Source organism: Nocardia sp. NPDC056064, assembly GCF_042266925.1.
Lineage (GTDB): Bacteria > Actinomycetota > Actinomycetes > Mycobacteriales > Mycobacteriaceae > Nocardia.
On sequence record NZ_JBHJWO010000003.1, the window covers coordinates 206270 to 232100 of the forward strand.

Annotated in this window: 23 protein-coding genes; 10 read left to right on the forward strand and 13 right to left on the reverse strand. The window is 70.3% G+C overall.

All coding sequences use genetic code 11. The features are described from left to right. Positions 1-16 precede the first annotated feature (16 nt). On the forward strand, positions 17-2440 hold the full coding sequence (locus tag ACFC06_RS27560) for an HAD-IC family P-type ATPase (RefSeq protein WP_375937826.1): 2424 nt from the start codon (positions 17-19) through the stop codon (positions 2438-2440). Between the two features lie 80 nt (positions 2441-2520). Continuing rightward, positions 2521-3339 (forward strand): PhzF family phenazine biosynthesis protein, encoded by an 819-nt coding sequence (locus ACFC06_RS27565; RefSeq protein ID WP_375937829.1) that lies wholly within the window; start codon positions 2521-2523, stop codon positions 3337-3339. A gap of 32 nt (positions 3340-3371) precedes the next feature. On the opposite strand, the gene ACFC06_RS27570 is transcribed toward ACFC06_RS27565, so the two are convergent. The 3 genes from ACFC06_RS27570 to lspA are packed head-to-tail and all read right to left on the reverse strand — an operon-like array spanning position 3372 to position 5651. Next, entirely contained in the window at positions 3372-4112 is a 741-nt protein-coding gene (locus ACFC06_RS27570) for a hypothetical protein (RefSeq protein WP_375937832.1), read from the reverse strand. Continuing rightward, positions 4105-5031, reverse strand: coding sequence for an RluA family pseudouridine synthase (locus tag ACFC06_RS27575; protein ID WP_375937835.1), 927 nt, complete (start codon positions 5029-5031; stop codon positions 4105-4107). Before ACFC06_RS27575 ends, ACFC06_RS27570 begins: the two co-directional genes overlap by 8 nt. Further along, positions 5028-5651, reverse strand: coding sequence for a signal peptidase II (lspA, locus tag ACFC06_RS27580; RefSeq protein ID WP_375937838.1), 624 nt, complete (start codon positions 5649-5651; stop codon positions 5028-5030). Before lspA ends, ACFC06_RS27575 begins: the two co-directional genes overlap by 4 nt. A gap of 87 nt (positions 5652-5738) precedes the next feature. Between lspA and ACFC06_RS27585 the strand changes: the two genes are divergently transcribed. Both ACFC06_RS27585 and ACFC06_RS27590 read left to right on the forward strand, forming a co-directional pair. After that, complete coding sequence (locus ACFC06_RS27585) at positions 5739-6695, forward strand: hypothetical protein (RefSeq protein ID WP_375937841.1); 957 nt, start codon at positions 5739-5741, stop codon at positions 6693-6695. Then, complete coding sequence (locus tag ACFC06_RS27590) at positions 6692-7393, forward strand: hypothetical protein (RefSeq protein WP_375937844.1); 702 nt, start codon at positions 6692-6694, stop codon at positions 7391-7393. Before ACFC06_RS27585 ends, ACFC06_RS27590 begins: the two co-directional genes overlap by 4 nt. Before the next feature lie 7 nt (positions 7394-7400). Here the strand turns inward: ACFC06_RS27590 and ACFC06_RS27595 are convergent, their stop codons facing one another. After that, a complete protein-coding gene (locus ACFC06_RS27595; RefSeq protein WP_375937847.1) occupies positions 7401-8255 on the reverse strand; it encodes a TIGR03619 family F420-dependent LLM class oxidoreductase in 855 nt (284 codons plus the stop codon). Positions 8256-8406: 151 nt separating this feature from the next. On the opposite strand from ACFC06_RS27595, the gene ACFC06_RS27600 reads away from it, so the two are divergent. Further along, positions 8407-8877 carry a VOC family protein gene (locus ACFC06_RS27600; RefSeq protein WP_375937850.1) on the forward strand — a complete coding sequence of 157 codons (471 nt, stop codon included), beginning with the start codon at positions 8407-8409 and terminating at the stop codon, positions 8875-8877. A gap of 3 nt (positions 8878-8880) precedes the next feature. Here ACFC06_RS27600 and ACFC06_RS27605 read toward each other — a convergent pair whose 3' ends face one another. The 8 genes from ACFC06_RS27605 to ACFC06_RS27640 form a co-directional block, all read right to left on the reverse strand. After that, positions 8881-9507 (reverse strand): LON peptidase substrate-binding domain-containing protein, encoded by a 627-nt coding sequence (locus ACFC06_RS27605; protein ID WP_375937969.1) that lies wholly within the window; start codon positions 9505-9507, stop codon positions 8881-8883. A gap of 41 nt (positions 9508-9548) precedes the next feature. After that, positions 9549-11492 carry an acetate--CoA ligase gene (acs, locus tag ACFC06_RS27610; protein WP_375937853.1) on the reverse strand — a complete coding sequence of 648 codons (1944 nt, stop codon included), beginning with the start codon at positions 11490-11492 and terminating at the stop codon, positions 9549-9551. A 75-nt stretch (positions 11493-11567) separates the two neighbouring features. Continuing rightward, positions 11568-13202, reverse strand: coding sequence for a cation acetate symporter (locus tag ACFC06_RS27615; RefSeq protein ID WP_375937856.1), 1635 nt, complete (start codon positions 13200-13202; stop codon positions 11568-11570). Next, the gene (locus ACFC06_RS27620; RefSeq protein WP_375937859.1) at positions 13199-13555 is read right to left on the reverse strand and encodes a DUF485 domain-containing protein; all 357 of its coding nucleotides are present in this window, start codon (positions 13553-13555) and stop codon (positions 13199-13201) included. The genes ACFC06_RS27615 and ACFC06_RS27620 overlap by 4 nt, the downstream gene beginning before the upstream one ends. A gap of 138 nt (positions 13556-13693) precedes the next feature. Continuing rightward, positions 13694-15436 (reverse strand): cation acetate symporter, encoded by a 1743-nt coding sequence (locus tag ACFC06_RS27625; protein ID WP_375937862.1) that lies wholly within the window; start codon positions 15434-15436, stop codon positions 13694-13696. A gap of 3 nt (positions 15437-15439) precedes the next feature. Next, the gene (locus tag ACFC06_RS27630) at positions 15440-15805 is read right to left on the reverse strand and encodes a hypothetical protein (protein ID WP_375937865.1); all 366 of its coding nucleotides are present in this window, start codon (positions 15803-15805) and stop codon (positions 15440-15442) included. Between the two features lie 94 nt (positions 15806-15899). Next, the gene (locus ACFC06_RS27635) at positions 15900-16697 is read right to left on the reverse strand and encodes a LytR/AlgR family response regulator transcription factor (protein ID WP_375937868.1); all 798 of its coding nucleotides are present in this window, start codon (positions 16695-16697) and stop codon (positions 15900-15902) included. 52 nt (positions 16698-16749) lie between these two features. Then, positions 16750-17931 carry a sensor histidine kinase gene (locus ACFC06_RS27640; RefSeq protein ID WP_375937871.1) on the reverse strand — a complete coding sequence of 394 codons (1182 nt, stop codon included), beginning with the start codon at positions 17929-17931 and terminating at the stop codon, positions 16750-16752. 256 nt (positions 17932-18187) lie between these two features. On the opposite strand from ACFC06_RS27640, the gene dnaE reads away from it, so the two are divergent. Together dnaE and ACFC06_RS27650 are read left to right on the forward strand one after the other, a co-directional pair. Further along, entirely contained in the window at positions 18188-21778 is a 3591-nt protein-coding gene (gene dnaE, locus ACFC06_RS27645) for a DNA polymerase III subunit alpha (RefSeq protein WP_375937874.1), read from the forward strand. 83 nt (positions 21779-21861) lie between these two features. Then, a complete protein-coding gene (locus tag ACFC06_RS27650; RefSeq protein WP_375937877.1) occupies positions 21862-22623 on the forward strand; it encodes an alpha/beta fold hydrolase in 762 nt (253 codons plus the stop codon). Between the two features lie 4 nt (positions 22624-22627). On the opposite strand, the gene ACFC06_RS27655 is transcribed toward ACFC06_RS27650, so the two are convergent. Next, entirely contained in the window at positions 22628-23020 is a 393-nt protein-coding gene (locus ACFC06_RS27655) for a DUF4345 domain-containing protein (RefSeq protein WP_375937880.1), read from the reverse strand. A gap of 84 nt (positions 23021-23104) precedes the next feature. Between ACFC06_RS27655 and ACFC06_RS27660 the strand changes: the two genes are divergently transcribed. The 3 genes from ACFC06_RS27660 to ACFC06_RS27670 all read left to right on the forward strand — a co-directional run bounded on the left by ACFC06_RS27660 (position 23105) and on the right by ACFC06_RS27670 (position 25793). Next, entirely contained in the window at positions 23105-23701 is a 597-nt protein-coding gene (locus tag ACFC06_RS27660; RefSeq protein WP_375937883.1) for a TetR/AcrR family transcriptional regulator, read from the forward strand. A 137-nt stretch (positions 23702-23838) separates the two neighbouring features. After that, entirely contained in the window at positions 23839-23961 is a 123-nt protein-coding gene (locus ACFC06_RS27665; RefSeq protein ID WP_375937886.1) for a hypothetical protein, read from the forward strand. Positions 23962-23972: 11 nt separating this feature from the next. Then, complete coding sequence (locus tag ACFC06_RS27670) at positions 23973-25793, forward strand: hypothetical protein (protein WP_375937889.1); 1821 nt, start codon at positions 23973-23975, stop codon at positions 25791-25793. Positions 25794-25831: the final 38 nt, after the last annotated feature.

Here is a 25831-nt window from a genome sequence, read left to right on the forward strand (position 1 = left end):
CCGTAGCCTGACGAGCATGTCCATTTCCGTGCAGGAGCCTGCCGCCACCGGGCTCACGGCAGCACAGGTCGAACAGCGCCGTCGCGACGGTCAGACCAATGATGTCCCGGCCAGAGCGAGCCGGTCGGTGCGCGAGATCGTCCGCGCCAATGTGTTCACCCGCATCAACGCCATCCTCGGGGTGCTGTTCGTGCTGGTGCTGTCCACCGGTTCGATCATCGACGGCATGTTCGGCCTGCTCATCGTGGCCAACAGCGCGGTCGGCATCATCCAGGAGGTCAGGGCCAAGCGCACCCTCGACCAGCTGGCCATCGTCAGCCAGGCCAAGCCGACGGTGCGCCGCGACGGGGTGGCCCAGCAGGTGAGTCCGGGCGAGGTGGTCCTCGACGACCTGATCGAGCTCGGCCCCGGCGACCAGATCGTCGTCGACGGCGAGATCGAGGAGGCCTCCGCGCTCGAGGTCGACGAATCGCTGCTCACCGGCGAGGCCGACCCGATCGACAAGGGCATCGGCGCGCCGGTCATGTCGGGCAGCTTCGTGGTGGCCGGTTCGGGTGCCTACCGCGCGACCAAGGTCGGCAAGGACGCCTACGCCGCGAAACTGGCCGAGGAGGCCAGCAAGTTCACCCTGGTGCACTCGGAACTGCGCTCGGGTATCGACAAGATCCTGAAATTCATCACCTACCTGCTCATTCCGGCCGGTGCGCTGAGCATCTACAACCAGCTGGTGTCCAGTGGGGAGTCGTGGCGCCCGGCCGTCACCGGCATGGTCGCGGCCCTGGTGCCGATGGTGCCCGAGGGCCTGGTGCTGATGACCTCCATCGCCTTCGCGGTCGGTGTGGTGCGGCTGGGCAAGCGCAACTGCCTGGTGCAGGAACTGCCCGCCATCGAGGGCCTGGCCCGCGTGGACGTGGTGTGCGCGGACAAGACCGGCACCCTCACCGAGAACGGCATGCGCCTGTCGCAGGTGGAACCGCTCGGTGACTTCGGCGCCGACGAGGTGAAGCGGGCCCTGGCCGCGCTGGCGGGCGACGACCCGCGCCCCAACGCGAGCGTCCAGGCCATCGGCGAAGCCCTGCCTGACACCCCCGGCTGGACCCAGACCGCCGTCGCGCCGTTCTCCTCGGCCAAGAAGTGGAGCGGCATCTCCTACGGCGACCACGGCGACTGGCTGCTCGGCGCCCCCGACGTGCTGCTCGACCCGGCCTCCGCCGACGCCGCCCACGCCGAGGAACTCGGTTCCTCGGGCCTGCGCGTGCTGCTGCTGGCGCGCAGCGACCGCCCGGTCGACGCCGCCGACGCCCCCGGCGCCGTCTCACCCGCCGCGCTGGTGGTGCTCGAGCAGAAGGTGCGCCCCGACGCCAAGGGCACCCTCGAGTACTTCGCGAGCCAGCACGTCTCGATCAAGGTCATCTCCGGCGACAACGCCGTCTCGGTGGGCGCGGTGGCCTCCTCGCTGGACCTGCCCGGCGGCGACCACGCCGTCGACGCGCGCAAGCTCCCCGAGGACCAGGCCGCCCTGGCCGACGTGCTCGACCACGAGACCACCTTCGGCCGCGTGCGCCCCGACCAGAAGCGCGCCATGGTCGGCGCCCTGCAGTCGCGCGGGCACACCGTCGCCATGACCGGTGACGGCGTCAACGACGTACTGGCCCTCAAGGACGCCGACATCGGCGTCGCCATGGGCGCGGGTAGCCCGGCCACCCGCGCGGTGGCCCAGATCGTGCTGCTGGACAACAAGTTCGCCACCCTGCCGTACGTGGTGGGGGAGGGCCGCCGGGTGATCGGCAATATCGAGCGCGTCTCGAACCTGTTCCTCACCAAGACCGTGTACTCGGTGCTGCTGGCGTTCCTGGTGGGCCTGGCCGGGGTGGGCTCGCAGATCTTCGGTTACGACCCGATCGGCTATCCGTTCCTGCCGCGCCACGTCACCATCGCGGCCTGGTTCACCATCGGCATCCCCGCGTTCATCCTGTCGCTGGCGCCCAACAACGAGCGCGCCCGCTCCGGGTTCGTCGGCCGGGTGATGCGCCTGGCGGTGCCCTCGGGCATCGTCATCGGCGTGGCGACCTTCGTGGCCTACCTCATCGCCTACGCCGGTCCCGAGGCGTCGGAGACCCAGAAGGTGCAGGCGGGCACCACCGCGCTCATCACGCTGATCATGATCGCGGTGTGGGTGCTGGCCCTGGTGGCCCGGCCGTACGTGTGGTGGAAGGTCGTGCTGATCGCGGCCTCGGTGCTGGCCTACCTCGCGCTGTTCACCATCCCGTTCACCCGCGAGTTCTTCAAGCTCGACCCGTCGAACCCGCGGCTCACCCTGGCCGCGTTCGCCTGCGGCGCGGTCGGCATCGTGCTGGTGGAACTGGCGTGGTGGGTGCAGGCGCGGCTGTCCGGCAACCGCGGCAAGTTCGTCCCCGCGGTCGGCGCGCAGGGCGCGTGAGGCCCGGCTGACCTGGCCGGGTTCGCCTCGAGAACCCTTGCGCCGTACCGTCATTCGGTGTTGGAGTACCTTTGCGCACTATGGAGGTTCTGCTGCACCAGATCGACGCGTTCACCGACGCACCGTTCTCGGGCAACCCGGCCGCGGTCATGCCGCTGCCCACCTGGCTGCCGGACACGCTGCTGCAACACCTGGCCGAGGAGAACAACCTCGCCGAGACCGCGTTCTACACCTCCGAGTTACCCCCCGCCGCGGGCGGCCCGCCCGGTGACTGGCCCGCCTTCCACCTGCGCTGGTTCACCCCCGCCGTCGAGGTCGACATGTGCGGCCACGCCACCCTCGCCTCGGCCACCCAGATCATCGAGGACCTGCACCCCGAGCACGACCGGGTCAGCTTCTACACCCGCTCCGGCTGGCTGCACGTCGACCGCACCGACGACGACGAATACGTGCTGAACCTGCCCGCCCTCGCCTCGATCCAGGTCGACCCCGATCCGGCGCTCGTCGCGGCACTCGGGGTCACCCCCGTCCGCGCCCACACCGGCCAGGACGAGGTGATCGTGGTCGCGACCGAGGACGAAGTCCGTTCGGCGACACCGGATCTCGGTGCCTTCCCAGCGCTGGCTCGCGGCGTGGTCCTCACCGCGCCCGGCGACACGGTGGACGTGGTGTCGCGCTTCTTCGCTCCCGGCGTCGGTGTCCCCGAGGACCCGGTCACCGGTTCCGCGCACGCCCAGCTCGTCCCGCTGTGGAGCCGCGAACTGGGCCGCACCACCCTCACCGCCCGCCAGCTCTCCCGCCGCGGCGGCACCCTGCGCGCCGAACTCGCCGAGGACCGGGTGCTGCTGCTCGGCCGCTGCCGCCGTTATCTCGACGGGGTCGTCACACTGCCGGATTGAACGGTAAGCGGGTCCGCGTCGCGCCCGACCGCCTATTCCGTCGGCACCGGCCCGTCGTCGGGTATGGGCGTGACGGTGCCGGTGGTGCCAGGCAGGAGCGGGCTCACCGCGAACCGCCCGGCGAGCGCGTCGGCGGGCAGCGCCTGCACCGACCGGACCCCCGGTTGCGCCGCCAGCTCGCGCAATTCGGGCAGCGTGCCGCGCACGATCAAGCCCGCCGTGCACGCGCACCCCGCGCGCAGCCGGGCCTCGGTGACGCGGGCGATATCGGCACTGCGCTGGTCGTGGAACTGCTGCGCGGCGAGCAGTCCCGCCGCCGCCTCGGCGGACTTCACCGCGGGCTCGTCGCCGGCCGGGGTGGCGACGGTGATCACCGGGGTCTGCACCCGGTCGATCGGCACGTACTGGATCACCCCGGCCACCCGCAGGCCGTTGGCCGCATCCGGGATCTGCTGGGGCGTCAGGTAGTCGGTGGGCGTGAGCAGGGCCCAGTGCAGGTCGGTATCGGTGCCGTCGAGGGAGGCACGCGCCTGGTTCAGGTATTCGGCGACCTGTTCGCCCGGTGCGGGACCGAGGCGGTCGGTGGCCACCCCCGAGGTCGCGCGCGGGGCGGTGAAGGCGAACACCAGCAGCACCACCGCACCCACCACCGCGGCACCGAGGATCACGGCCTTGGCGATCCGGTGCCGGTCGCCGCTCCAGGCGGCGGAGGACCCGCGGTCGTCCGCCGCCGCTGCCGGCGCCGGATCGGACGACCGCGGGTCGTCAGGCATTGCGTAGCACGTCCAGGGCGCCGGCCAGATCGGCGGGGTACTCGCTGGTGATCTCCAGCCAGCGGCCGTCGGCGGGATGATGGAATCCGAGCTGACGCGCGTGCAGCCACTGCCGTTCCAGGCCGAGGCGTTTGGCCAGCGTGGGATCGGCACCGTAGGTCAGGTCACCGGCGCAGGGGTGGCGGACCGCGGAGAAGTGCACCCGGATCTGGTGGGTACGGCCGGTCTCGAGATGCACGTCGAGCAGGCTGGCCGCCTGAAAAGCCTCGATCGTGTCGTAGTGGGTGATGCTGGGCCTGCCGTCACCGGTGACGGTGAACTTCCAGTCGTTGCCGCGCGCCCGCCCGATCGGCGCGTCGATGGTGCCGCTGCTCGGATCCGGGTGTCCCTGCACGAGAGCATGGTATTGCTTGTCGACCGTGCGTTCCTTGAAGGCGCGCTTGAGCATCGTGTAGGCGTGTTCGGATTGGGCGACCACCATCACCCCGGAGGTGCCCACGTCCAGGCGGTGCACGATGCCCTGGCGTTCGTGCGCGCCGGAGGTGGAGATGCGGTAGCCCATCGCCGCCAGCCCGCCGACCACGGTCGGCCCGGTCCAGCCGACACCGGGATGCGCGGCCACGCCGATCGGCTTGTCCACCGCGACGATGTCGTCGTCGGCGTAGAGGATGTTCAGCCCGTCCACCGGGGTGGCCTCGACGGTCACCTCCCGCTTGGGTTCGGGGAAGATCACCTCCAGCCAGGCGCCCGCGGTCAGCCGGTCGGACTTGCCCGCGGCGACACCGTCGAGCTGCACCGAGCCCTCCTCGGCCAGCGCCGCCACCGCGGTCCGCGAGAGCCCGAGCAGCCGCGACAGGCCCGCGTCCACGCGCATCCCGTCCAGCCCGTCGGGCACAGGCATGGTCCTGGTCTCTCTCACGCGGTCTCCTCGCCATCGGTGTGCTTGCGGCCACTACGGGTGCCGTCCGGTTCGAACCCGAACACGGTGAGCGCGACCAGCAGGATCGCGCCGCACACGATGGCCGAGTCGGCCACATTGAACACCGGCCACCAGCCCACGGCGACGAAGTCGACCACATGGCCCTGCAGTGGGCCGGGGTAGCGGAACAGCCGGTCGACCAGATTGCCCAGCGCGCCGCCGAGCACCATGCCCAGGCCGATCGCCCACCACAGCGAGCGCAGCGTGGACCCGATGCGGATCACGCCGATCACCACCGCGGCGGCGATCAGGGTGAGCAGCCAGGTCATGCCGGTCGCCATCGAGAACGCCGCGCCCGGGTTGCGGACCAGGGTGAGGCGGGCGAAATCACCGATGATCGGCACCGATTCGCCGGGGTCGATGAAGGCCACGGCCAGGCACTTGGTCAGCAGGTCGAGGCCGAACAGTACGACGGCGATGGCCAGCAGCGTCGTCAACCGGCGGCGACCTGCGGGTTTGGTGGTCTCGGCGGCGTCGGGGGCGGGGTCGTCCGCCGGAGCCGCTGCGTCCGCGCCCGTCTCGGGGTCGGCAGCGTTGTCGGTGGGCCGGTCTTCACTCACGCGTCCATCATTCCCTAGCCGGGATTCGGGCCCGCGTCTCGGTGGGTGACCGGTCCCAGGTGTTACTCAGGAACCGGTCGTACGCTGATGGCTGTGACGGTGTTGTCTGGTCCTCGCTCACCCCGCATCGCGCGGCCCGGGGTGTTGCTCGTAGCGCTCGTACTCGGGTTCGCGACCTTCGGTGCCGGGTGTGCCGACCGGTCCTCCGCGCCCGCCGAGGCCGAGGGCACCGAGCCGCTGGGGATGCTCGGCAAGGAAGTGACGGTGCCGATCTCGGCGCCGGTCACCTCGCTGGTCTCGCCGGGTGAGGAACCGCGGGCGCAGCTGCGGCCGAGCTACGCGCGCGGCACCACCCAGCAGGTGACGCTGTGCACCGACTATCAGATCCAGCAGCAGGTCAACGATCAGCCGACGCGCGATTTCTCGCCCGCCGCGCTGACCATCCCGATGACCGCGGTGGCCGGACCCGACGGCGTCGACCTGACCGTCGGCACGGTCACCACCCCCGACCCGGCACTGAACAAGGCGTTCACCGCGGCCGACGGTTCGCACGCCGGGCTGGCGATGAGCGATCTGGGCGCCATCACCGAACTGCGCATGGCCCCCTCCCCGGAGACCCCCAACTCCGCGCGTGCCGCCCTGGAACAGGCCTTCTACCAGGCGGTCTACCGCTCGATCGCGTTCCCGGACGAGCCGGTGGGCGTGGGCGCGGTGTGGACCGTGCACCAGGAGATCACCGGCGGGGTGACCCTCGACCAGATCACCACCGCCACCCTGGTGGCCCGCGAGGGCGACCGGCTCACCATCGACCTGCAGGTGAGCCAGACCCCCACCGACACGGTCTGGATGCTGCCCAACGACGCGGGCGCCCTCGACATCGCCGGTTACGTGATGGAGGGCACGGGCACCATCACGGTGGATCTGGGCCTGCCGCTGCCGGTGTCGGGCGCGATCGAGGTCGGCGGTCAGCAGACCTACCGCGACGAGCGCAGTGTCAGCACGCTGGTGCAGACGCAGTCCACGCGCGTCTCCTGGACCGAATGATGCGGTCGGCTCTGCTGCGCGCGAGCGCGGCCGCGTCGGCGTGCGCCGCGCTGACCGGCGTGGCCGCCTGCGGCGCCGACGACGAACCCGCCGAGTTCCCGGCGGCCGTGTCGGCCGCGCCGGGTTCGGGCACCCCGATCACGGACCCGGCGCGGTTGTCGGCCGCGCTGCTCGCGGCGACCGATCTGCCCGGCTCCTTCGCGGTGGTCCCGCCGCGCGACAACCGCGACGAGGCCGCCGTGCCCCCGGCCGCCCTCACCGATCCGGCCGACTGCGCCCGCCTGCTCACCCCGATCGCCACCCAGTGGCCCGGTTCCTCGGCCGACGCCTCGGTGCAGTTCGCGGGCCCGAGCTTCGCGACCATCGACGTCGACGCCGCGAGCTACCCCGACACCGCCCTCACCCCGGCCTTCGAGGCCCTGCAGGCACAATTCCGCCGCTGCGCCACCTACACCGGTGACGACGCGGGCGTGCGGATCGACTACCGCACCGCCCCGCTCACCCAGCCGTCCGCGGGCGACGCGAGTTCGGCCTTCACCCTGACCGCCACCAGCGACGGCCTCACCCTCACCTCGGCGACCTCACTGGTGCAGGTGGGCAACACCCTGGTTCAGCTCGTGGTCACCGCCCCGGAAGAGGTCGACCCGGGTGTCCTGGCCGACCTCACCGCCGCTCAGGTGCGCAAACTCCGCGCCTGAGAGCGACCTAGCGCGCGGCGGCCGGAACCAGCTTGCTGCCGAGATGACCGATGTAGCCGCGCACCTCGTCGGCGGCCTTGTCGGGCAACCCGAACACCGTCTCGGTGACTCCGGCCGCCGCCCACTGCTCGAGCTGTTCGGCATTGTGCCGTCCGGCCAGCGCGATCACCCGCGGGGTGCCCTCGCGGCCCGCCTCGGCCCAGACACGGTGCAGCAGGGCGATCTTCTCGCCCAGCTCGCCCTCGGTCGGGGTGGTGATCCAGCCGTCGGCGTGCTGGGCCAGCCAGCCGAAGCTCTTCTCGGTACCGCCCGCGCCCAGCAGCACCGGCACCCCGGCGCGCACCGGCTTGGGCCACGACCAGCTCGGCCCGAACCGCACGAACTCCCCGTCGTATTCGGCCTCTTCCCGCGACCACAGCGCGCGCATGGCGGCCAGGTTCTCGGCGAGTACCGTGCGCCGCTTCTTCGGCGGCACGCCGTGGTGGGTGAGTTCGTCGGTGTTCCAGCCGAATCCGACCCCCAGCTCCACCCGGCCGCCGGAGAGGTGGTCGAGGGAGGCGATGGTCTTGGCCAGGGTGATCGGGTGGTGCTCGGCGGGCAGCGCGACCGCCGTCGACAGCGTGATCCGCTCGGTCACCGCGGCCGCGGTCGCCAGTGCCACCCAGGGGTCGAGGGTGCGCAGGTAGCGGTCGTCGGGGAGCGAGGAATCGCCGGTCTGGGGATGCGCGGCCGCGCGCACCACGGGGATGTGGGTGTGCTCGGGCACATAGAACGAATCGAAACCGGCGTTCTCCGCGGCCACCGCGGCGTCGGCGGGCGTGATGCCCCGGTCACTGGTGAACAACACGAGCCCGTAGCGCATGTCCCGCCCTCCGTCAGACAATGAAACTGAAACAAGTTCTACCAGTGTTCGCGGCCCGCCGGAAGACCTCGGGCCGCGAGGGCTTTCCCCGGCGATGGCGGGGGAATAGGCTCGAACGGTCCGAGCATCACCCTCGACCCGGAGGTACCCGATGTCTGACGTCGACCCCATTCCCGCTGGTTATCCGCGAATCTGTCCCGGTCTCTCGTGCGCGGGCGCCGCGGCCGCGATCGATTTCTACACCGCGATATTCGGCGCCACCGAGCGCATGCGCATGCCCGGTCCCGGCGGCACCGTCGCGCACTGCGAACTGCTCGTCGGCGACTCGGTGCTCATGGTCGGCGACCCGGCACCCGACATCGGCTTCCCCGATCCGAAACAGGTCGGCGGTTCACCGGTGAACCTGATGGTCTACGTCCCCGATGCCGACGCCGCCTTCGCCGCGGCACTCCAGGCGGGCGCCACCGAGATCAATCCCATGACCGACCAGTTCTACGGCGACCGCAGCGGTGCCTTCGAGGACCCGTGGGGTCATCGCTGGACGGTGGCCACCCACATCGAGGACGTCTCGCCGGAGGAGATGGACCGGCGCATGGCGCAGATGATGGACGCCGCGGGCTGAGCCTCAGAGCAGCCGGAACTCCATGACGGCGATGGCGTCGTCCATCGCGGTGATCAGGGTGTCCAGCCGGGCTCGCGGGTCCGGTGCGGCCAGGGCCGCCTGCCGGTCGGTCTGGCCGATCGGCAGGCGCGCGGCCAGTTCGAAGGAACGCGCGCTCGGGTCGGCGGACAGGCCGTCGAGCGAGGCCGAGGGCGGTGGCCTGCGGATGCCGGACTTGCGGGCCAGGCGGGCGGTGAGCTCGTGCAGCCGGTCGGCGCGTTCGCGCACTCCCGCGAGCAGGTCGGCGTCGTCGGTGACGGCACCGTCGGGCCACCGTTCGACCTCCGCGCGGGGGTAGGGCGCGTCGGTCAGCCAGTCGGTGACCCGGATGCGGTCGGCACCCTGGCAGCGCAGCCGGAACCGCGAACCCGGGAGCTGCACCACGTCGGTGATCTGGGCCAGCACGCCCACATCGGTGCGCACGTCACCGCCGCCGACCTCGTGCCCGCGGGCGATGAGGACCACCCCGAATTCCGGTTCCCGGCGTCCGTCGAGGCAGTCCTCGATGAGTGCCACATAGCGCGGCTCGAAGATCTGCAGGGACAACGGCTCGCCGGGCAGCAGGACCGCGCCGAGCGGGAACATTGGCATTTCCACCGTCACAGCATGCCCGGTGTCGGCGGCCGGGTCGGTCATGCCTTGGCGATCGCCTCGAAAACGGTCGGGTCGACCAGGGTCGAGGTGTCGCCGAGTTCGCGTCCCTCGGCCACATCGCGCAGCAGGCGGCGCATGATCTTGCCGCTGCGCGTCTTGGGTAGTTCCGGCACGAGATGGATCTCACGGGGCTTGGCGATCGGGCTGATCTCCAGTGAGACGGCGGCTTTGAGCTCGGCCACCAGATCGTCGCCGGGGGTGCCCGTTCCGGTGAGGATGACGAAGGCGACGATGCCCTGCCCGGTCGTGTCATCGGCGGCGCCGACCACCGCGGCCTCGGCCACGGCCGGATGGCCCACGAGCGCCGATTCGACTTCGGCGGTGGAGATGCGGTGCCCGGAGACGTTCATGACGTCGTCGACCCGGCCGAGCACCCACAGGTCACCGTCGGCGTCGAGTTTGGCGCCGTCACCGGCGAAGTACCAGCCCGCGGAAGCGAAGCGCTGCCAATAGGTTTCGCGGTAGCGGTCCCTGTCGTTCCAGATGCCGCGCAGCATCGACGGCCACGGTTCGGTCAGCACGAGCAGCCCGGATTCGTCGTTGCCCAGGGGTGTGCCGTCGTCGTCGACGACCTTCGCCGAGATCCCGGGCAGGGGGCGCATGGCCGCGCCGGGCTTGGTGGCGGTGACACCGGGTAGTGGGGAGATCATGATGGCGCCGGTCTCGGTCTGCCACCAGGTGTCCACGATCGGGGTTTCGTTCGCGCCGATCACGTCGCGGTACCAGCGCCAAGCCTCTGGGTTGATGGGTTCGCCGACCGAGCCGAGCACGCGCAGGCTGGTGAGGTCGTGGGCGTCGGGGATCTCGCGCCCCCACTTCATGAAGGTGCGGATCAGCGTGGGCGCTGTGTAGTAGATGGTGACGCCGTATTTTTCGATGATCTCGAAGTGGCGGTGTTCGTTGGGGGAGTTGGGGGTGCCTTCGTAGACGACCTGGGTGGTGCGGTTGGCCAGTGGTCCGTAGACGATGTAGCTGTGTCCGGTGACCCAGCCGATGTCGGCGGTGCACCAGTAGACGTCGGTGCCTGGTTTGTGGTCGAAGACGTTGTGGTGGGTGTAGGCGGTTTGGGTGAGGTAGCCGCCGGTGGTGTGCAGGATGCCTTTGGGTTTTCCGGTGGTGCCGGAGGTGTAGAGGATGAACAGGGGGTGTTCGGCGGGGAAGGCTTGTGCTTCGTGGAGAGGTGAAGCGACGGAGACGGTTTCGTCCCACCAGAGGTCACGGACCTCGGTCCACGGCACCTCCAGACCCGTGCGGCGCACCACGAGCACGTGCTCGACACTCGTCGGATCGGTGCCGAGGGCTTCGTCCACGGCATCCTTGAGCGGGGCGGGCCTGCCGCGCCGCCACTGTCCGTCGGTGGTGATGATCAGCCGCGCCTGCGCATCGTCGACCCGCTGACGCAGCGCGCTGGGGGAGAACCCGGCGAACACCACCGAGTGGGTGAGCCCGAGCCGTGCGCAGGCCAGCATCGACACGATGGCCTCGGGCACCATCGGCATGTAGATGGCGACCCGATCACCCGCGACCAGTCCGAGCGCCGCGAAAGTGTTGGCCGCGCGGCACACTTCGTCGAGCAGCTCGCGATAGGTGATCGCCCGCGAATCGCCCGGTTCGCCCTCCCAGTGGATGGCGACCTGGTCGCCGTGCCCGTCGATGACGTGGCGGTCCACGCAGTTGTAGGCGACATTGAGCTCGCCGTCGGCGAACCAGCGGGCGACGGGGGCGTCGCTCCAGTCGAGCACCTGGGTGAAGGGCTTGTGCCAGTGCAGCCGACCTGCCTGCTCGGCCCAGAAGCCGTCACGGTCGGTCTCGGCCCGCTCGTACAGTGCGGCATCGGCATTGGCCCGCGCGGTGAAGTCCGCGGTGGGCGGATAGCTGGTCGCGTGGTCGGGCCGGATCGGATCGGTTACTGCGCCGGACACGAGAAACTCCTTCGGGGAAGAGAACGACAGAACAGGGCCCGTGCCGGTGGCGCGCCACCGGCACGGGCGCGGGAGCTAGTGCGAGATCGCCTTCTCCGCACCGACTCCGGTGAGCGCGCGGACCTCCATCTCCGCCGCCTTGACCGGATCCTCCGGCGCGCCACGACCACCCACGAAGGTGCCGGCGATGCCGAGCGCGAACGCCAGCGGAATGGACACGATGCCCGGGTTCGACAGCGGGAACCAGTCGAAATCGGCCCCGGAGATCATCGCGGTCTTGCTGCCCGACACCGCGGGCGAGAACACGATGAGCACGATGGTCGAGATCAGGCCGCCGTACATCGACCACAGCGCGCCGGTGGTGTTGAACCGCTTCCAGAACAGCGAGTACAGGATGGTCGGCAGGTTCGCCGCGGCCGCCACCGCGAACGCCAGCGCCACCAGGAACGCGATGTTCTGGCCGTTGGCCAGGATGCCCAGCCCGATCGCGAGCACTCCGATCACCACGGCGGTGATCCGCGAGACCCGCACCTGCTTGCGCTCGTCGACCTCGCCCTTCTTGATGACACTGGCGTAGATGTCGTGGGCGAAGGACGCCGAGGCGGTGATGGTCAGGCCCGCCACCACCGCGAGGATCGTGGCGAAGGCGACCGCGGAGATCACGCCCAGCAGGATCACCCCGCCGAGCTCGAAGGCCAGCAGCGGCGCCGCCGAGTTCTGCCCGCCCGCCGCGGCGAGGATCTTGTCCGGGCCGACGATGGCCGCCGCGCCGTACCCGAGCACCAGGGTGAACAGGTAGAACGCGCCGATCAGGCTGATCGCCCACACCACCGAGCGCCGCGCCTCCTTCGCCGTCGGGACGGTGTAGAAGCGCATCAGCACATGCGGCAGACCCGCCGTACCCAGCACCAGCGCCAGGCCCAGCGACAGGAAGTTCAGCTTGGAGGTGTCGCTGCCGCCGTACTGCGCGCCGGGCGCGAGCACATCGCGCGCGGCGACGGCCTTGGTGGCCGACTCGCTCACCGACTCCTGGGCGGCGCCGAGGATGTCGGAGAAGTTGAAGCCGAACTTCGCCAGCACCAGCACCGTCATCAGCGCGGCGCCCGCGATGAGCAGCACCGCCTTGATGATCTGCACCCAGGTGGTGCCCTTCATCCCGCCGACGAGCACATAGACGATCATCAGCACACCGACGATCGCGATCACCACCGACTGCCCCGCCCGCGAGGACACATCGAGCAGCAGCGCCACCAGGCCACCCGCGCCCGCCATCTGCGCCAGCAGATAGAACAGCGACACGGTGAGCGTGGTCAGCGCGGCCGCGGTGCGCACCGGGCCTTCCTTCAGCCGGAAGCTGAGCACGTCGGCCATGGTGAATTTGCCGGTGTTGCGCAGCATCTCGGCCACCAGCAGCAGCGCCACCAGCCAGGCCACCAGGAACCCGATCGAGTACAGGAACCCGTCGTAGCCGTAGACGGCGATGGCGCCCGCGATACCGAGGAAGCTGGCCGCCGACAGGTAGTCACCGGCGATGGCGATGCCGTTCTGTGGGCCGGAGAAGCCGCGTCCACCGGTGAAATAGTCGGCGGCACTGGCGTTGTTGCGGCTGGCCCGGATCACCACGACCATGGTGATCGCGACGAACAGCCCGAAAATGGCGATATTGGCGACGGGGCTGCCCACCGTCGTCTCCGCGGCGAGGATGTTCACGCGCGGCCCTCCTCGAGGTACTCGCGGATGGCCGCGGCGCGCGGATCCAGCTCACGATTGGCGAAACGGACGTAGAGCCCGGTGATCAGGAAGGTGGAGACGAACTGCCCGAGGCCGAGCAGCAGTCCCACATTGATGTTGCCGAAGACCTCGGTGGCCATGAAGTCGTGCGCGTAGGCACCGAGCAGCACATAGCTCAGGTACCACAGCAGGAACAGGGCGGTCATCGGGAAGACGAAGCGGCGCAGCCGGTTCCGCAGATCCTGGAACTGGGGGCTGGCCTGGACTTCGAGCCATTCGTCGGCACTCGGCGTGCGCCGGTCGGGCGCTTCTTCGGTGTCGGTGTCGGTCATGCCGGGGTCCTAGCGTGAGGGGGGTCGTGCGTGTCACGACGGTAGGACGACGGGTGTGACCGCGTCTCGATGTGGCGTGGGTCACTCGGTGAAGGTGGGTGCCGGTGCGGTGAACGGTCGTCGCGGCGCGACGAACGGTCAGCGGCGCGGGCCGGTGCGCGGCTCCCGGTCGGCGCTCACGCCGAGCCGTTCCGGGGCGTGCATGCGGACGAAGACGCCGGCGACGGTGCGCGGGTCCTGCCGCCTGGTCGCCAGGCTCACCAGCACGGTCACCGCGAACGCCAACGGTACGCTCACCGCCCCCGGGTAGTCGACGATCGCGGCCGCCCAGCCGTCGGCCAGCGTGGGGGAGACCCCGCCCAGCACCGCGAGCACGGTCGCCCCGCCCGCCGTGACGCCACCGGCGAGCATCCCGCACGCCGCGCCGGCCGCGGTCAGCCCACGCCACCAGATGCCGAGCACCAGCAGCGGACACAGCGTGGAGGCGGCCACCGAGAAGGCCAGCGCGACCGTGCGGGACAGGTCGAGGGAGGCGACGGTGAGCGCCAGTGTCAGCGGTACCAATCCGGCGACCAGCGCGGCCGCGCGGAAATCACGGATCCGCCCGCGCAGCACATCGGTGCTGAGCACCCCGGCCAGGCTCACCAGCAGCCCCGACGAGGTCGACAGGAAGGCCGCGATCGCCCCGGCGGCGGCCAGCGCGGCCACCAACTGCCCGCCGAGTCCGCCGAGCACCGCGCCCGGCAGCAGCACCACCGCGGCATCGGAGGCGCCGGTGATCAGCAGTTGCGGCACATACAGCCGCGCGAAAACGCCCAGCAGCACCGGGAACAGATAGAACACGCCGACCAGCCCGATCACCGCCAGCGCCGTCCGCCGCGCCGAGGGCCCGTCCCGATTGGTGTAGAAGCGCACCAGCACGTGCGGCAGGCCCATGGTGCCGAGGAAGGTCGCCACGATCAGCGAGAACACCTGGTACCGCGGATGTTCACCGCCGAAACCGCCGCCCGGCGCCACCCAGCTCGCCCCGTCGGCGGGCGCGCCGGCGACCACCGGCACCGCCGCGCCCGCGTCCAGGATCAGTTCGGTGCCCGCGGCGAGGGTGTGGTCGCCGGGAGTGAGCACGACGGGCCCGTCGGCGGTGCGGCCGTCCACCGTGCCGGTGACGGTGACCTGCTGCGCGATATCCAGATGCACCACGACATCGGTGGAGATGTCGACGGTGGTGCGCGTGTCCACCGTCGGCGGGGCCGGGGTGCCGACCGGTCGTTCGTCGGCGAGGAAATGCAGACCGAGCACCAGCGCGGGCACCGCCACCGCGGTCAGTTTCAGCCAGTACTGGAACGCCTGCACCAGCGTCACCGAGCGCATCCCGCCGCCGATCACATTCACCAGCACGATCGCCCCGACCGCCACCGCCCCGACCCAGGCGGGCACCCCGAGCAGGATGTGCAGGGTGAGCCCCGCGCCCTGGAACTGCGGGATGAGATACACCGCGCAGACCACGACGACGAGCCCGGCGGCCATGCGCCGCAACCGGATCGAGCCCAGCCGGAACTCCGCGAAATCGGGCACGGTGTAGGCGCCGGAGCGACGCAGGGGAGCGGCGACGAACATCAGCAGGCCGAGGTATCCGGCGGTGAACCCCACCGGGTACCACAGCGCGTCGGCACCGTATTTGGCGATCAGCCCGGCGACGCCGAGAAACGACGCGGCGGACAGGTATTCACCGGAGATCGCCGCGGCATTCCACCGCGACCCGACCGTGCGGGACGCGACCAGGAAATCGGAGGTGGTGCGCGACAGGCGAACTCCGTACACCCCGATCGCGACGGTGGCGACCGCGGCCAGCAGCAGGGCCGCAAGGGTGAGCGCGTCCACGCGTCAGTCTCCGGCCAGTTCGAGGAAGTCGTCTTCATTGCGCTGCGCCAGGCGCACATACAGGCGGCCCACCGCGTACAGCGCGGGGAACGCGAGCGCGCCGAGCACGATCCAGGGCAGCCGGATACCGACGACGGTCGCCGCGGCGATCGCGTCGATCCCGAACAGCAGCGGCAGCGATCCGAACACCGCGACCACCACCAGGCTCAGGCGCAGCGCCAATCCCAGTTGCGCCCGGATCAGCCCGCCGATCAGCGCCGCGCCGAGATCGGTCTGCTCCACCACTTCGGTCCGGGTCCTGACCTGCCGCGCGCCCCGCCGCTGGGCCAGCACCACCCGTTCGCGCGGTGGCCGTTGCGGGCCGGTCACCGTCGTGCCCGCTGCCGGCCCGTCGCGGGCGCTGCCGTCGCTGCCGATCGGACGCGGGCTCGCGCACCAGCCGTGCCCCGGCGTGCCGGGCCCGTCACCGTTGCGTCCAGTTCTGCCGTGGACCGTGCACCAGCCGCTGCTTGAGTTCGCGCACCTGCCGTCGGCTCACCGGCAACTCCACCGCACCGGCCGTGCCCTCGGCGCGCAGGCACACCACGGTGCCGGTCCCCGCGCTGCGCAACCCGGTGACCAGGCGCAACGCCACCAGATAGGACCGGTGCACGCGCAGGAATCCGGCGTCCTCCCAACGTGATTCGAGCGCCGAGAGCGGAATCCGCACCAGATGCGAGCCCGTTCCGGTGTGCAACCGCGCGTAGTCGCCGTCGGCCTCCACCCACGCGACATCGGCCCGGTGGACCAGCGTGGTCACCCCGCCGAGCTCCACCGGGATGACCTCGCTCGGGTGGGCCGCGGGCGGTGGCGCGGCGGCGGGCGGGGCGACCCGAGCGGCCAGAATCCGGCGCACCGCCGCACCCAGTCGCGCCTCCCGCAGCGGCTTGAGCAGATAGTCCACCGCCCCCAGATCGAACGCCGCCACCGCATGATCGTCGTGGGCGGTCACGAACACCACCGCGGGCGGCTCGGCGAACTCCGACAGGATTCCCGCCAGCTCCATCCCGGTCAGCCCCGGCATATCGATGTCGAGGAACACCGCGTCGATCGGGTGCGCTCGCAACAACCGCAACGCCCCCGTCGCCTCACCCGCCCGATGGATCTCCCCGACCCCGGCCTGGGTACTCAGCAGATACACCAGCTCGTCGAGCGCAGGCTTCTCGTCGTCGACAGCGAGCACCCGCAGTGCGGTCGGGGGTTCAGTGGTGTTCCAGGTCACAGCCTGTCCATGGTAACCGGTGGGTCCGTGGTCGAGGCGATCCGCGGGCGGCTCAGGCGCGGATGCCCGGACGGAACTTGGGAACCCGCATGCTGACCTTCGTGCCCGCTCCGGGGGCGGTCTCCACGACCAGGCCGTAGTCGTTGCCGAACGCCGCGCGCAGGCGGTCGTCGACATTGGCCAGGCCGACGTGGGCCGCCTCGCCGGTGCGGGCGGGTCCGGTGCCGGTGTCGACGGCGTCCAGGGCGCCCGAGCGCAGCAGATCGGGGTCCATGCCGATGCCGTCGTCCTCGACGCTGATCAGGCAGTCGGTGCCCGCGTCGCTCGCCACGATGCTGAGCTGCCCGCCCCGGCCGCCACCGGCCAGACCGTGCCGCACCGCGTTCTCGACCAGCGGTTGCAGCGCCAGGAACGGCAGGACGACACCGAGCACTTCCGGGGCGATGCGCAGGCGCACGTCCAGCGCGTCACCGAAACGGGCCTGTTCGAGCGCGAGGTATCGCTCGATATTGCGCAGTTCGTCGGCGAGCACCGTGAATTCGCCCGTCGCGCGGAAGGAATAGCGGGTGAAGTCGGCGAATTCGAGAATCAGCTCCCTGGCCCGGTCGGGATCGGTCCGCACGAACGAGGCGATCGTGTTGAGCGCGTTGTAGATGAAATGCGGACTGATCTGCGCCCGCAACGCCCGCAGCTCGGCCCGGTCCACCCGGGCGCGCGAGGCGTCCAGCTCCGCCAGCTCCAACTGCCCACACGCGTAGCGCGCCACCTCGCCCGCCGCCCCCAGCATCCCCGGCCCCGGCTTTCCGGCGGTCACCATCCCCAGCGCCCCCACCGCCGCGCCCGCGTCGATCAGCAGCGGTTGCGCGATCAGGCAGTGTTCGTCACCGGTGATCAGCACCGCCCGCTGCTCCGCCATCGCCCGCCGGGCCGCCTCCCCGAACGCGGCCGCCATCGCCGTGCCTGGCCCGTCCCACGCCAGCAATGCACCCTCCGCATCGGCCACCCCCAGCGCCTCGGCCCCCGCCAGCACCCGCAGATGCGGCGCCGCCGCCTCCGCCGCCTCCCCGGTCAACCCCCGCCGCAACGGCACCGCCGCCAGCGACGCGGTATGCAACGCCTGATGCACCGCCCGCTGCGCGGGCGTGGTCACCACCCGCTGCGTGCGCCGCCAGAGCGTCCACGCCGCGCCGGCCACGAGCGCCACGCACACCAGCACCACCAGCGTCGTCGTCATCGCGCGTTCCCGGTGGCCGTCGTCGCGTGACAGCGCACGCCCGTCGTAGACCCTGCGGGGCGAACCCGTTCGTGCTGCGCGGACATCCGCCGATTATCGCCGCTCGCCACTCGTGGGTGGACGCCCGACCGATAGCGGAAATCAGACGACGCCGAGGACTCGCCGGTGATGTTCACCACGACACGCCGGACCACGCCGAGGCGGCAGTCGAGGCCGACGCGTGGCTGGCGGAACCTGTCGGACCCCCATGCCTAGAATGCCAAGGCCAACCCCCGTCGACACCCTGGGAGGAAGGACCGTCTTGGCTCCGTCCGGATCGTTCGTTCACCTGCACAACCACACCGAGTACTCCATGCTCGATGGGGCGGCGAAGATCACGCCGTTGTTCGCGGAGGCGGAGCGGTTGGGGATGACCGCCGTCGGCATGACCGACCACGGCAACATGTACGGCGCCAGCGAGTTCTACAACTCGGCGAAGAAGGCCGGGATCAAGCCGATCATCGGGATCGAGGCCTACATCGCGCCCGAGTCGCGGTTCAACACCAAGCGCGTGCAGTGGGGCGATCCCGGTCAGAAGAGCGACGACGTGTCGGGTTCGGGTGCCTACACCCACATGACCATGGTCGCCGAGAACGCGACCGGTCTGCGCAACCTGTTCAAGCTGTCGAGCCTGGCCTCCATCGAGGGTCAGCTGGGCAAGTGGGCACGCATGGACGAGGAGATCATCGCCCAGCACGCCGAGGGCATCATCGCCACCACCGGCTGCCCTTCAGGCGAGGTGCAGACGCGGCTGCGCCTGGGCCACGAACGCGAAGCCCTCGAGGCCGCCGCGAAGTGGCAGGAGATCTTCGGCAAGGAGAACTTCTTCCTCGAGGTGATGGACCACGGTCTGTCCATCGAGCGCCGGGTCCGCGAGGGCCTGATCTCGATCAGCAACCAGCTCGACATCCCGCCGATCGCCACCAACGACTGCCATTACGTCACCAAGGACCAGTCGACCAATCACGAAGCGCTGCTGTGCATCCAGACCGGCAAGACGCTCTCGGACCCCACCCGTTTCAAGTTCGACGGTGACGGCTACTACCTCAAGTCCGCCGCGGAGATGCGCGCCATCTGGGACGCCGAGGTCCCCGGCGCGTGCGACAACACCGAGCGCATCGGCGAGCGCGTGCAGTCCTACGACGACGTGTGGGCCCACCGCGACCGGATGCCGGTCTTCCCCGTGCCCGAGGGCCACACCCAGGCCACCTGGCTGCGCAAGGAAGTCCTCGACGGTCTGGACCGCCGTTTCCCCGACGGCCCGCCCCAGGAGTACCTCGCCCGCGCCGACTACGAACTCGGCGTCATCTGCGAGATGGGTTTCCCCGCCTACTTCCTCGTCGTCGGTGACCTGATCCGCCATGCCCTCGACGTCGGCATCCGGGTGGGTCCCGGCCGTGGTTCGGCCGCCGGTTCGCTGGTCGCCTACGCCATGGGTATCACCAATATCGACCCGATCCCGCACGGTCTGCTCTTCGAGCGGTTCCTCAACCCCGAGCGCGTGTCGATGCCCGATATCGATATCGACTTCGACGATCGCCGCCGCGGTGAGATGGTCCGCTACGCCACCGACAAGTGGGGCAGCGACCGGGTCGCGCAGGTGATCACCTTCGGCACCATCAAGACCAAGGCCGCGATCAAGGACTCCGCGCGAGTGCTGTTCGGCCAGCCCGGTTTCGCCATCGCCGACCAGATCTCCAAGGCGCTGCCGCCGCCGATCATGGCCAAGGACATCTCGGTCTCGGGCATCACCGATCCCGAGCACGAGCGGTACAAGGAAGCCGCCGAGGTCCGTGAGCTGATCGGCTCCAATCCCGACATCGCCAAGATCTACGAGACGGCCAAGGGCCTGGAAGGGCTGATCCGCAACGCGGGCGTGCACGCCTGCGCGGTCATCATGTCCTCGGAGCCGCTCACCGACGCGATCCCGGTGTGGAAGCGCGCGCAGGACGGCGCGATCATCACCGGCTGGGACTACCCGTCGTGCGAGGCCATCGGCCTGCTGAAGATGGACTTCCTGGGTCTGCGCAACCTCACCGTCATCGGTGACGCGCTGGAGAACATCAAGGCCAACCGCGGCATCGATCTGGACATGGATCATCTGCCGCTCAACGATCCGGCCACCTACGAACTGCTCGCCCGCGGCGACACCCTGGGCGTGTTCCAGCTCGACGGCAGCGCCATGCGCGACCTGCTGCGGCGCATGCAGCCCACCGGCTTCGAGGACATCGTCGCCGTGCTCGCGCTGTATCGGCCCGGCCCGATGGGCATGAACGCCCACAACGACTACGCCGACCGCAAGAACGGGCGCCAAGAAGTCAAACCGATCCACCCCGAACTCGAAGAGCCACTGAAAGAGATCCTCGCCGACACCTTCGGCCTGATCGTCTATCAGGAACAGATCATGCAGATCGCGCAGAAGGTCGCCGGGTACTCCCTCGGCCAGGCCGACATCCTGCGCCGCGCCATGGGTAAGAAGAAGCTCTCGGTGCTGGAGGAGGCCTACGCGGGCTTCCGCGAAGGCATGCTGAAGAACGATTTCTCCGAGCCCGCCATCAAGGCGCTGTGGGACACGATCCTCCCGTTCGCCGGCTACGCGTTCAACAAATCGCACGCCGCCGGCTACGGCCTCGTCTCCTTCTGGACCGCCTATCTCAAGGCCAACTATCCCGCCGAGTACATGGCCGGTCTGCTCACCTCCGTCGGTGACGACAAGGACAAGGCCGCCATCTACCTGTCGGACTGCCGCAAGATGGGCATCACGGTGCTGCCGCCGGATGTCAACGAGTCCGAGCAGAACTTCGCCTCGGTCGGCACCGACATCCGCTTCGGTCTGGGCGCGGTGCGCAATGTCGGCGCGAACGTGGTGTCCTCGATCATCGCCGCGCGCAAGGAGAAGTCGAAGTTCACCGATTTCTCCGACTACCTGAACAAGATCGACGCGATCGCCTGCTCCAAGAAGGTCACCGAATCGCTCATCAAGGCAGGCGGTTTCGACTCCCTCGGGCACCCGCGCAAGGGCCTGCTGCTGATCCACTCCGATGCGATCGACGCGGTGATGTCGACCAAGAAGGCCGAGGCGATCGGCCAGTTCGACCTGTTCGGTGGCCTGGACGACGGCGACGACTCGGTGGCCTCGGTCTTCAATGTGCGGGTCCCTGACGAGGAATGGGAGACCAAGCACAAGCTCGCCCTCGAACGGGAGATGCTGGGCCTCTACGTCTCCGGGCATCCGCTCAACGGTGTGGAGCACGTGCTGGCCGCGCAGGTGGACACGCCGATCCCGGCGATTCTGGAAGGCGATGTCAAGGACGGCGCGCAGGTCACCATCGGCGGCATCCTGGCCTCGGTGAACCGCAGGATCAACAAGAACGGCCTGGCCTGGGCCTCGGCGCAGCTCGAGGACCTCACCGGTGGGGTGGAGGTGCTGTTCTTCCCGCAGTCGTACTCGGTCTACGGCATGGATGTCGTCGAGGACGCCGTGGTGCTGGTCAAGGCCCGCGTCTCGGTCCGCGACGACCGCATCTCCCTGATCGCCAACGACCTGGTCGTGCCCGATCTGTCAGCGATCGGCGTCGCCAAACCGGTCGCGGTCGTCATGACCACCCGCATGTGCACCCCCGACAAGATCGGCGAACTCAAAAAGGTCCTGTCCCGCCACCCCGGCACCTCGGATGTCCACGTCCGCCACGTAGGCGCCCGCGAGAAAACCACCCTCCTGAAGTTGGACGACGCCTGGCGAGTCTCCCCGTCCTCCGCCCTCATGGGCGACCTCAAAGCCCTCCTGGGCCCCGGCTGCCTCGGCTGACCCCCTGGCTCGACCGCACCCTCCCCGGTGCGGTCGAGCTGTTCGCCGCCTGGACCCCGGGCCCCACCGACCGCACCCTGCTGGTGATCCACGGCGGCCCCGACTGGGACCACACCTACCTACGACACCCCCTCGGCCGCCTGGCGGGGCACCACCGTCTGCTCCTCCCGGACTTGCGGGGATGCGGCCGCTCGGCCCGCGGCCTACCTCCGACAGCCTTCGATCCCGACACCGTCGTCGCCGACCTGATCGCCGTCCTCGACGCCTTCGAAACCGAACGCGCGGACGTACTCGGCTTCTCCTTCGGCGGACTGCTGGCTCAGCGCCTGGCCGTCACGGCACCGGAGCGGATCGGCAGGCTGATCATCGCCTCGAGCAGCGTGCCTCCGGTGCCGCCGGACGTCTATACGGACACACCGCTTCGTCGGGTGCTGCGGGCGGCGGAAAACGCTGTGTGGTCCGACCTTTCACGTACCGGCCCCGCCCGAACCGAGGCCGCCGCGCGGGCAGGCGCCCGCGCGAATCTCGTCCGTCCGTCCGCGATGCGGGGCTACCACCGTCGCCTCTCCCGCATCCGCTTCTCCGCGGACTGGGCGAACGCGCGTGACGCGGGCGCTCTGCGCTCGCCGAGACTCCCGCGCCCGATCGAGCAACTGTCCGCGACCGGATGCCCGGTCCTGCTCCTGCACGGCCGCCACGACCTCACATTCCCCGCCACGCTCGCTCTCGACGCGGCCGCACGCATACCGGACGCCCGCGCGCTGATTCTCGAGGGCGCGGCGCACATGGCTCACATCGATCAGCCTCGCCTCTGGCTCCGGGTGGTGGCCGGGTTTCTCCGGTAGGCGGTTACGCCAGGGCGAGGGTGGTGGTGCGTTCGAAGTGGCGGATGAGGAGGGTGTGGGCGATGGGGATGAGGAGTTCTACGGGGATCATCAGGATGTAGAACCAGTGGGGTGGGCCGGTGACCGCCCAGGCGAGGAGGCGGGCGAGGCCGCCGAGGAAGAACAGGGCGCTGAGGAGGTCGATCGCTCTGGCGCGGGCGATGATGTCGTTCGCGGCCCAGAGGGAGGCCGCGCCGTAGGCGGCGAAGAGGATGTTGTAGAAGCGCAGGTCGGATTCCATGGTGGCGTTGACCTCGCCGCCACCGAAGTAGGTGGGCTGGCCGAAGAGCAGGTGGGCCAGCGCTATGCCGATCACGACGACGCCGAACACCCGGAGCCAGAGCTGGAAGACGCGCATTCGCACCCCCTTGTTTGACACCTGTTGAATAAAGTCCACGGTAGCCGCCCGGCGGCGGCGGGCACAAGACCTACACTGGGCTCGATGCCGCCCCGCCGTATGACCCCGGACGCGCGCCGCGCGCAGCTGCTCGACGTCGGCGCGCAGCTGTTCGGTGAGCAGCCGTTCGACGAGGTGTCGATGGAGCAGATCGCCGCGCGCGCCCAGGTGACCAGGGCCCTGCTGTACCACTACTTCCCGACCAAGGCCGACTTCTTCGCCGCCCTGTGGCAGCGCGCCCACGACACCCTGCGCGCTGCGGCCCCGCTGCGCACCGCCGCGACCGTGCGCGAAGGCGTGGTCGCCACCCTGACCGCCTACCTCGACTTCTACGCCCGCAACCTGCCGCTGGTCCTGATCGCCAATCGCAGCTCGATCGCGGGATCACCCGTCGTGCGCGCGCCGATCGACGCCACCTTCCGCACCCTGTGCGCGACCATCCTCGACGCCACCGGCACCACCGGGCACAGCCGGAAACTGGCCGAAGCCGCTTTCGCCGGCTGGGTGGCCTTCGTCCGCGAGACGACCTTGGCCGGCCTGGTGGACCAGACCATCACTCCCGCCGACAACCTCACCCTGTGCCTGGCGGCCCTCGACGCCACCGTCGGCGCCCACGCCGATCTACACGCCGCACCCCGTTAACCGGCAGCACGTCCCGCCGACGCCGTGAGTCCCGCCGGGCGACGCTGCGTCCGCCGCCCCGCCGCCCCGCCGCCCCGCCGCCCCGCCGCCCCGCCGCCCCGCCGCCCCGCCGCGCACGCTCACGCCACGTCAGCGTTATGCGTCTCGCCACGGACATCCACGCCACGCCGGTGCTCCGCCCGCCCGATGTCACCGAGCACAGACCCGATTCCGGCTCGCTGGGACCGGTGGTGATGGCCGCCTCGCCCACATCGGTCTAGCCTCGAGAGGCGTGACGTCCGCGCCGCTGCTCGACTCGCCACCCCGTCCGGAGGACTCGCCGCGATCGTCGCGGCCCACCCCGACCGCCCGGACGGTCCTGATCGTCGCGGTGACGGCGATCCTCGCGCAGCTGGTGTTGCGCGGCTGGGTGGCGGCTTCCGGCTTCTTCTACTGGGACGACTACCTGCTGATCGGCCGGGTGGGCAGCCAGCCGCTGTGGTCATCGGAACTGCTGTTCACCAGCCACGACGGGCATGTCATGCCGCTGGCGCTGGCCCTGACCTGGCTCGTCACCACCGTGGCCCCGCTGGACTGGACGCTCGCGGCCGCGGTCCTGCTCCTCCTGCAAGCGCTGGCCTCACTGGCGGTCCTGCGTCTGCTGCTGGTGTTGCTCGGCCCTCGCGTGCGACTGCTCGGCCCGCTGCTGTTCTTCCTGTTCGTCCCGCTCGCCGTACCCGCGTTCGCCTGGTGGGCGGCCGCGGTGAACGCGCTGCCGCTCCAGATCGCGCTGGCCTGGGTGAGTGCCGACGCGGTGCTGCTGGTGCGCACCGGGCGCCGCCGATACGCGGTCTCGGGGGCACTGGTGTTCGCGCTGGCGCTGCTCTCGTTCGAGAAGTCGGTGGTGGTGCTGCCGGTCGCGTTCGCGGTGGTGGTGCTCGCGGCGTCTGTGGCGGGGGAGCCGGTGCGCGAGGTCGCCCGGCGCGGTGCCGCGCTGTGGACCGCGGCCGGGGCGGTGCTGCTGGCCTGGGCGGCGTGTTTTCTGCTGGTGATCGAACGCCCGCGCGGGCTGTCCGGCCCGGAACACCCGGGAATCCTGGTGCGTCGCGCACTCTCGGACGGGCTGGTTCCCGGCCTGTTCGGTGGGCCGTGGCGCTGGGAACGCTGGCAGCCCGCGACTCCGTGGGCCGACCCGCCGATGCTCGCGGTCATCGCATCCTGGATCGCCCTGATCCTGTTCGCCGCGTGGACGATCCGCACCCGCCGCCGCGTCGTACCGATCTGGCTCGCCACCATCGCCTACGCCGTCGCCACCATCGCCCCGGTCGTCCTGCTCCGCGACGGCCCCGGCACCGCGGGCCTGCTGCTCCAATCCCTGCGCTACTTCGCCGATTTCGCCGTCGTCGCCACCATCGCCCTGGCCCTGCTCACGATGACGCCCCCGCGTTCGGCCGCCGTGCCGGGGCGACCCGCGATCCGAGGGCGACGCGTGCCCATCGCCGCCACGATCCTCTTCCTCGCGAGCAGCGTCTACTCCACCGTCACCTTCACCCACGCCTGGGAACCCAGCCCCGCCCGCACCTACGTCACCGGCGTGCGCGCCTCCCTGCCCACCGCCGACGCGCCCCTGCTCCCGCAGGAAGTCCCCTGGAACGTCCTGAACCCCTTGGCCTTTCCCGAGAACATGACCGACCACGTCTTCGCCCCGCTCGCCACCCCGACCACGTTCGCCCTGTGGACACCGACACTGCGGATGATCACCGACACCGGCGAGATCGTCGACGCGAACGTGTGGTGGAACCGCGCCATCGTCGCCGATCCGGGCTGCGGGCATCGCGTCCGTGGCACCACGTCCGCCGTCCTGCCCCTGGACGGGCCCATGCAGATCCGCGACTGGACCGTCCAGCTCAACTACCTCGCCGAGCGCGACGGCCGCATCGCGGTGTCCTTCGACGGTGACACCGAGACGACCGCCGAGGTGCGCCGCGGCCTCAACACCGTCTACGTGCGGCTGCTGGGTGGGGGATCGGCGCTGCGGATCCGCGCGTTCGACGCCGACCAGTCGCTGTGTGTGGGCGCGGGCCCGGTCGGGGTGATCTCGCACGCGTCCTGAGCACCCGCGATCGTTGCCCGCGCGAGCCACGGCGACGC

Coding starts and splice junctions, on each gene's coding strand:
- ACFC06_RS27665 (WP_375937886.1), top strand. CDS start 23,839: ATGCGTCTCGCCACGGACATCCACGCCACGCCGGTGCTCCGCCCGCCC.
- ACFC06_RS27600 (WP_375937850.1), top strand. CDS start 8,407: ATGTCTGACGTCGACCCCATTCCCGCTGGTTATCCGCGAATCTGTCCC.
- ACFC06_RS27640 (WP_375937871.1), bottom strand. CDS start 17,931: ATGACGACGACGCTGGTGGTGCTGGTGTGCGTGGCGCTCGTGGCCGGC.
- ACFC06_RS27660 (WP_375937883.1), top strand. CDS start 23,105: ATGCCGCCCCGCCGTATGACCCCGGACGCGCGCCGCGCGCAGCTGCTC.
- ACFC06_RS27595 (WP_375937847.1), bottom strand. CDS start 8,255: ATGCGCTACGGGCTCGTGTTGTTCACCAGTGACCGGGGCATCACGCCC.
- ACFC06_RS27590 (WP_375937844.1), top strand. CDS start 6,692: ATGATGCGGTCGGCTCTGCTGCGCGCGAGCGCGGCCGCGTCGGCGTGC.
- ACFC06_RS27560 (WP_375937826.1), top strand. CDS start 17: ATGTCCATTTCCGTGCAGGAGCCTGCCGCCACCGGGCTCACGGCAGCA.
- ACFC06_RS27620 (WP_375937859.1), bottom strand. CDS start 13,555: ATGACCGACACCGACACCGAAGAAGCGCCCGACCGGCGCACGCCGAGT.
- ACFC06_RS27605 (WP_375937969.1), bottom strand. CDS start 9,507: ATGCCAATGTTCCCGCTCGGCGCGGTCCTGCTGCCCGGCGAGCCGTTG.
- ACFC06_RS27585 (WP_375937841.1), top strand. CDS start 5,739: ATGGCTGTGACGGTGTTGTCTGGTCCTCGCTCACCCCGCATCGCGCGG.
- dnaE (WP_375937874.1), top strand. CDS start 18,188: ATGCCAAGGCCAACCCCCGTCGACACCCTGGGAGGAAGGACCGTCTTG.
- ACFC06_RS27655 (WP_375937880.1), bottom strand. CDS start 23,020: ATGCGCGTCTTCCAGCTCTGGCTCCGGGTGTTCGGCGTCGTCGTGATC.
- ACFC06_RS27565 (WP_375937829.1), top strand. CDS start 2,521: ATGGAGGTTCTGCTGCACCAGATCGACGCGTTCACCGACGCACCGTTC.
- ACFC06_RS27570 (WP_375937832.1), bottom strand. CDS start 4,112: ATGCCTGACGACCCGCGGTCGTCCGATCCGGCGCCGGCAGCGGCGGCG.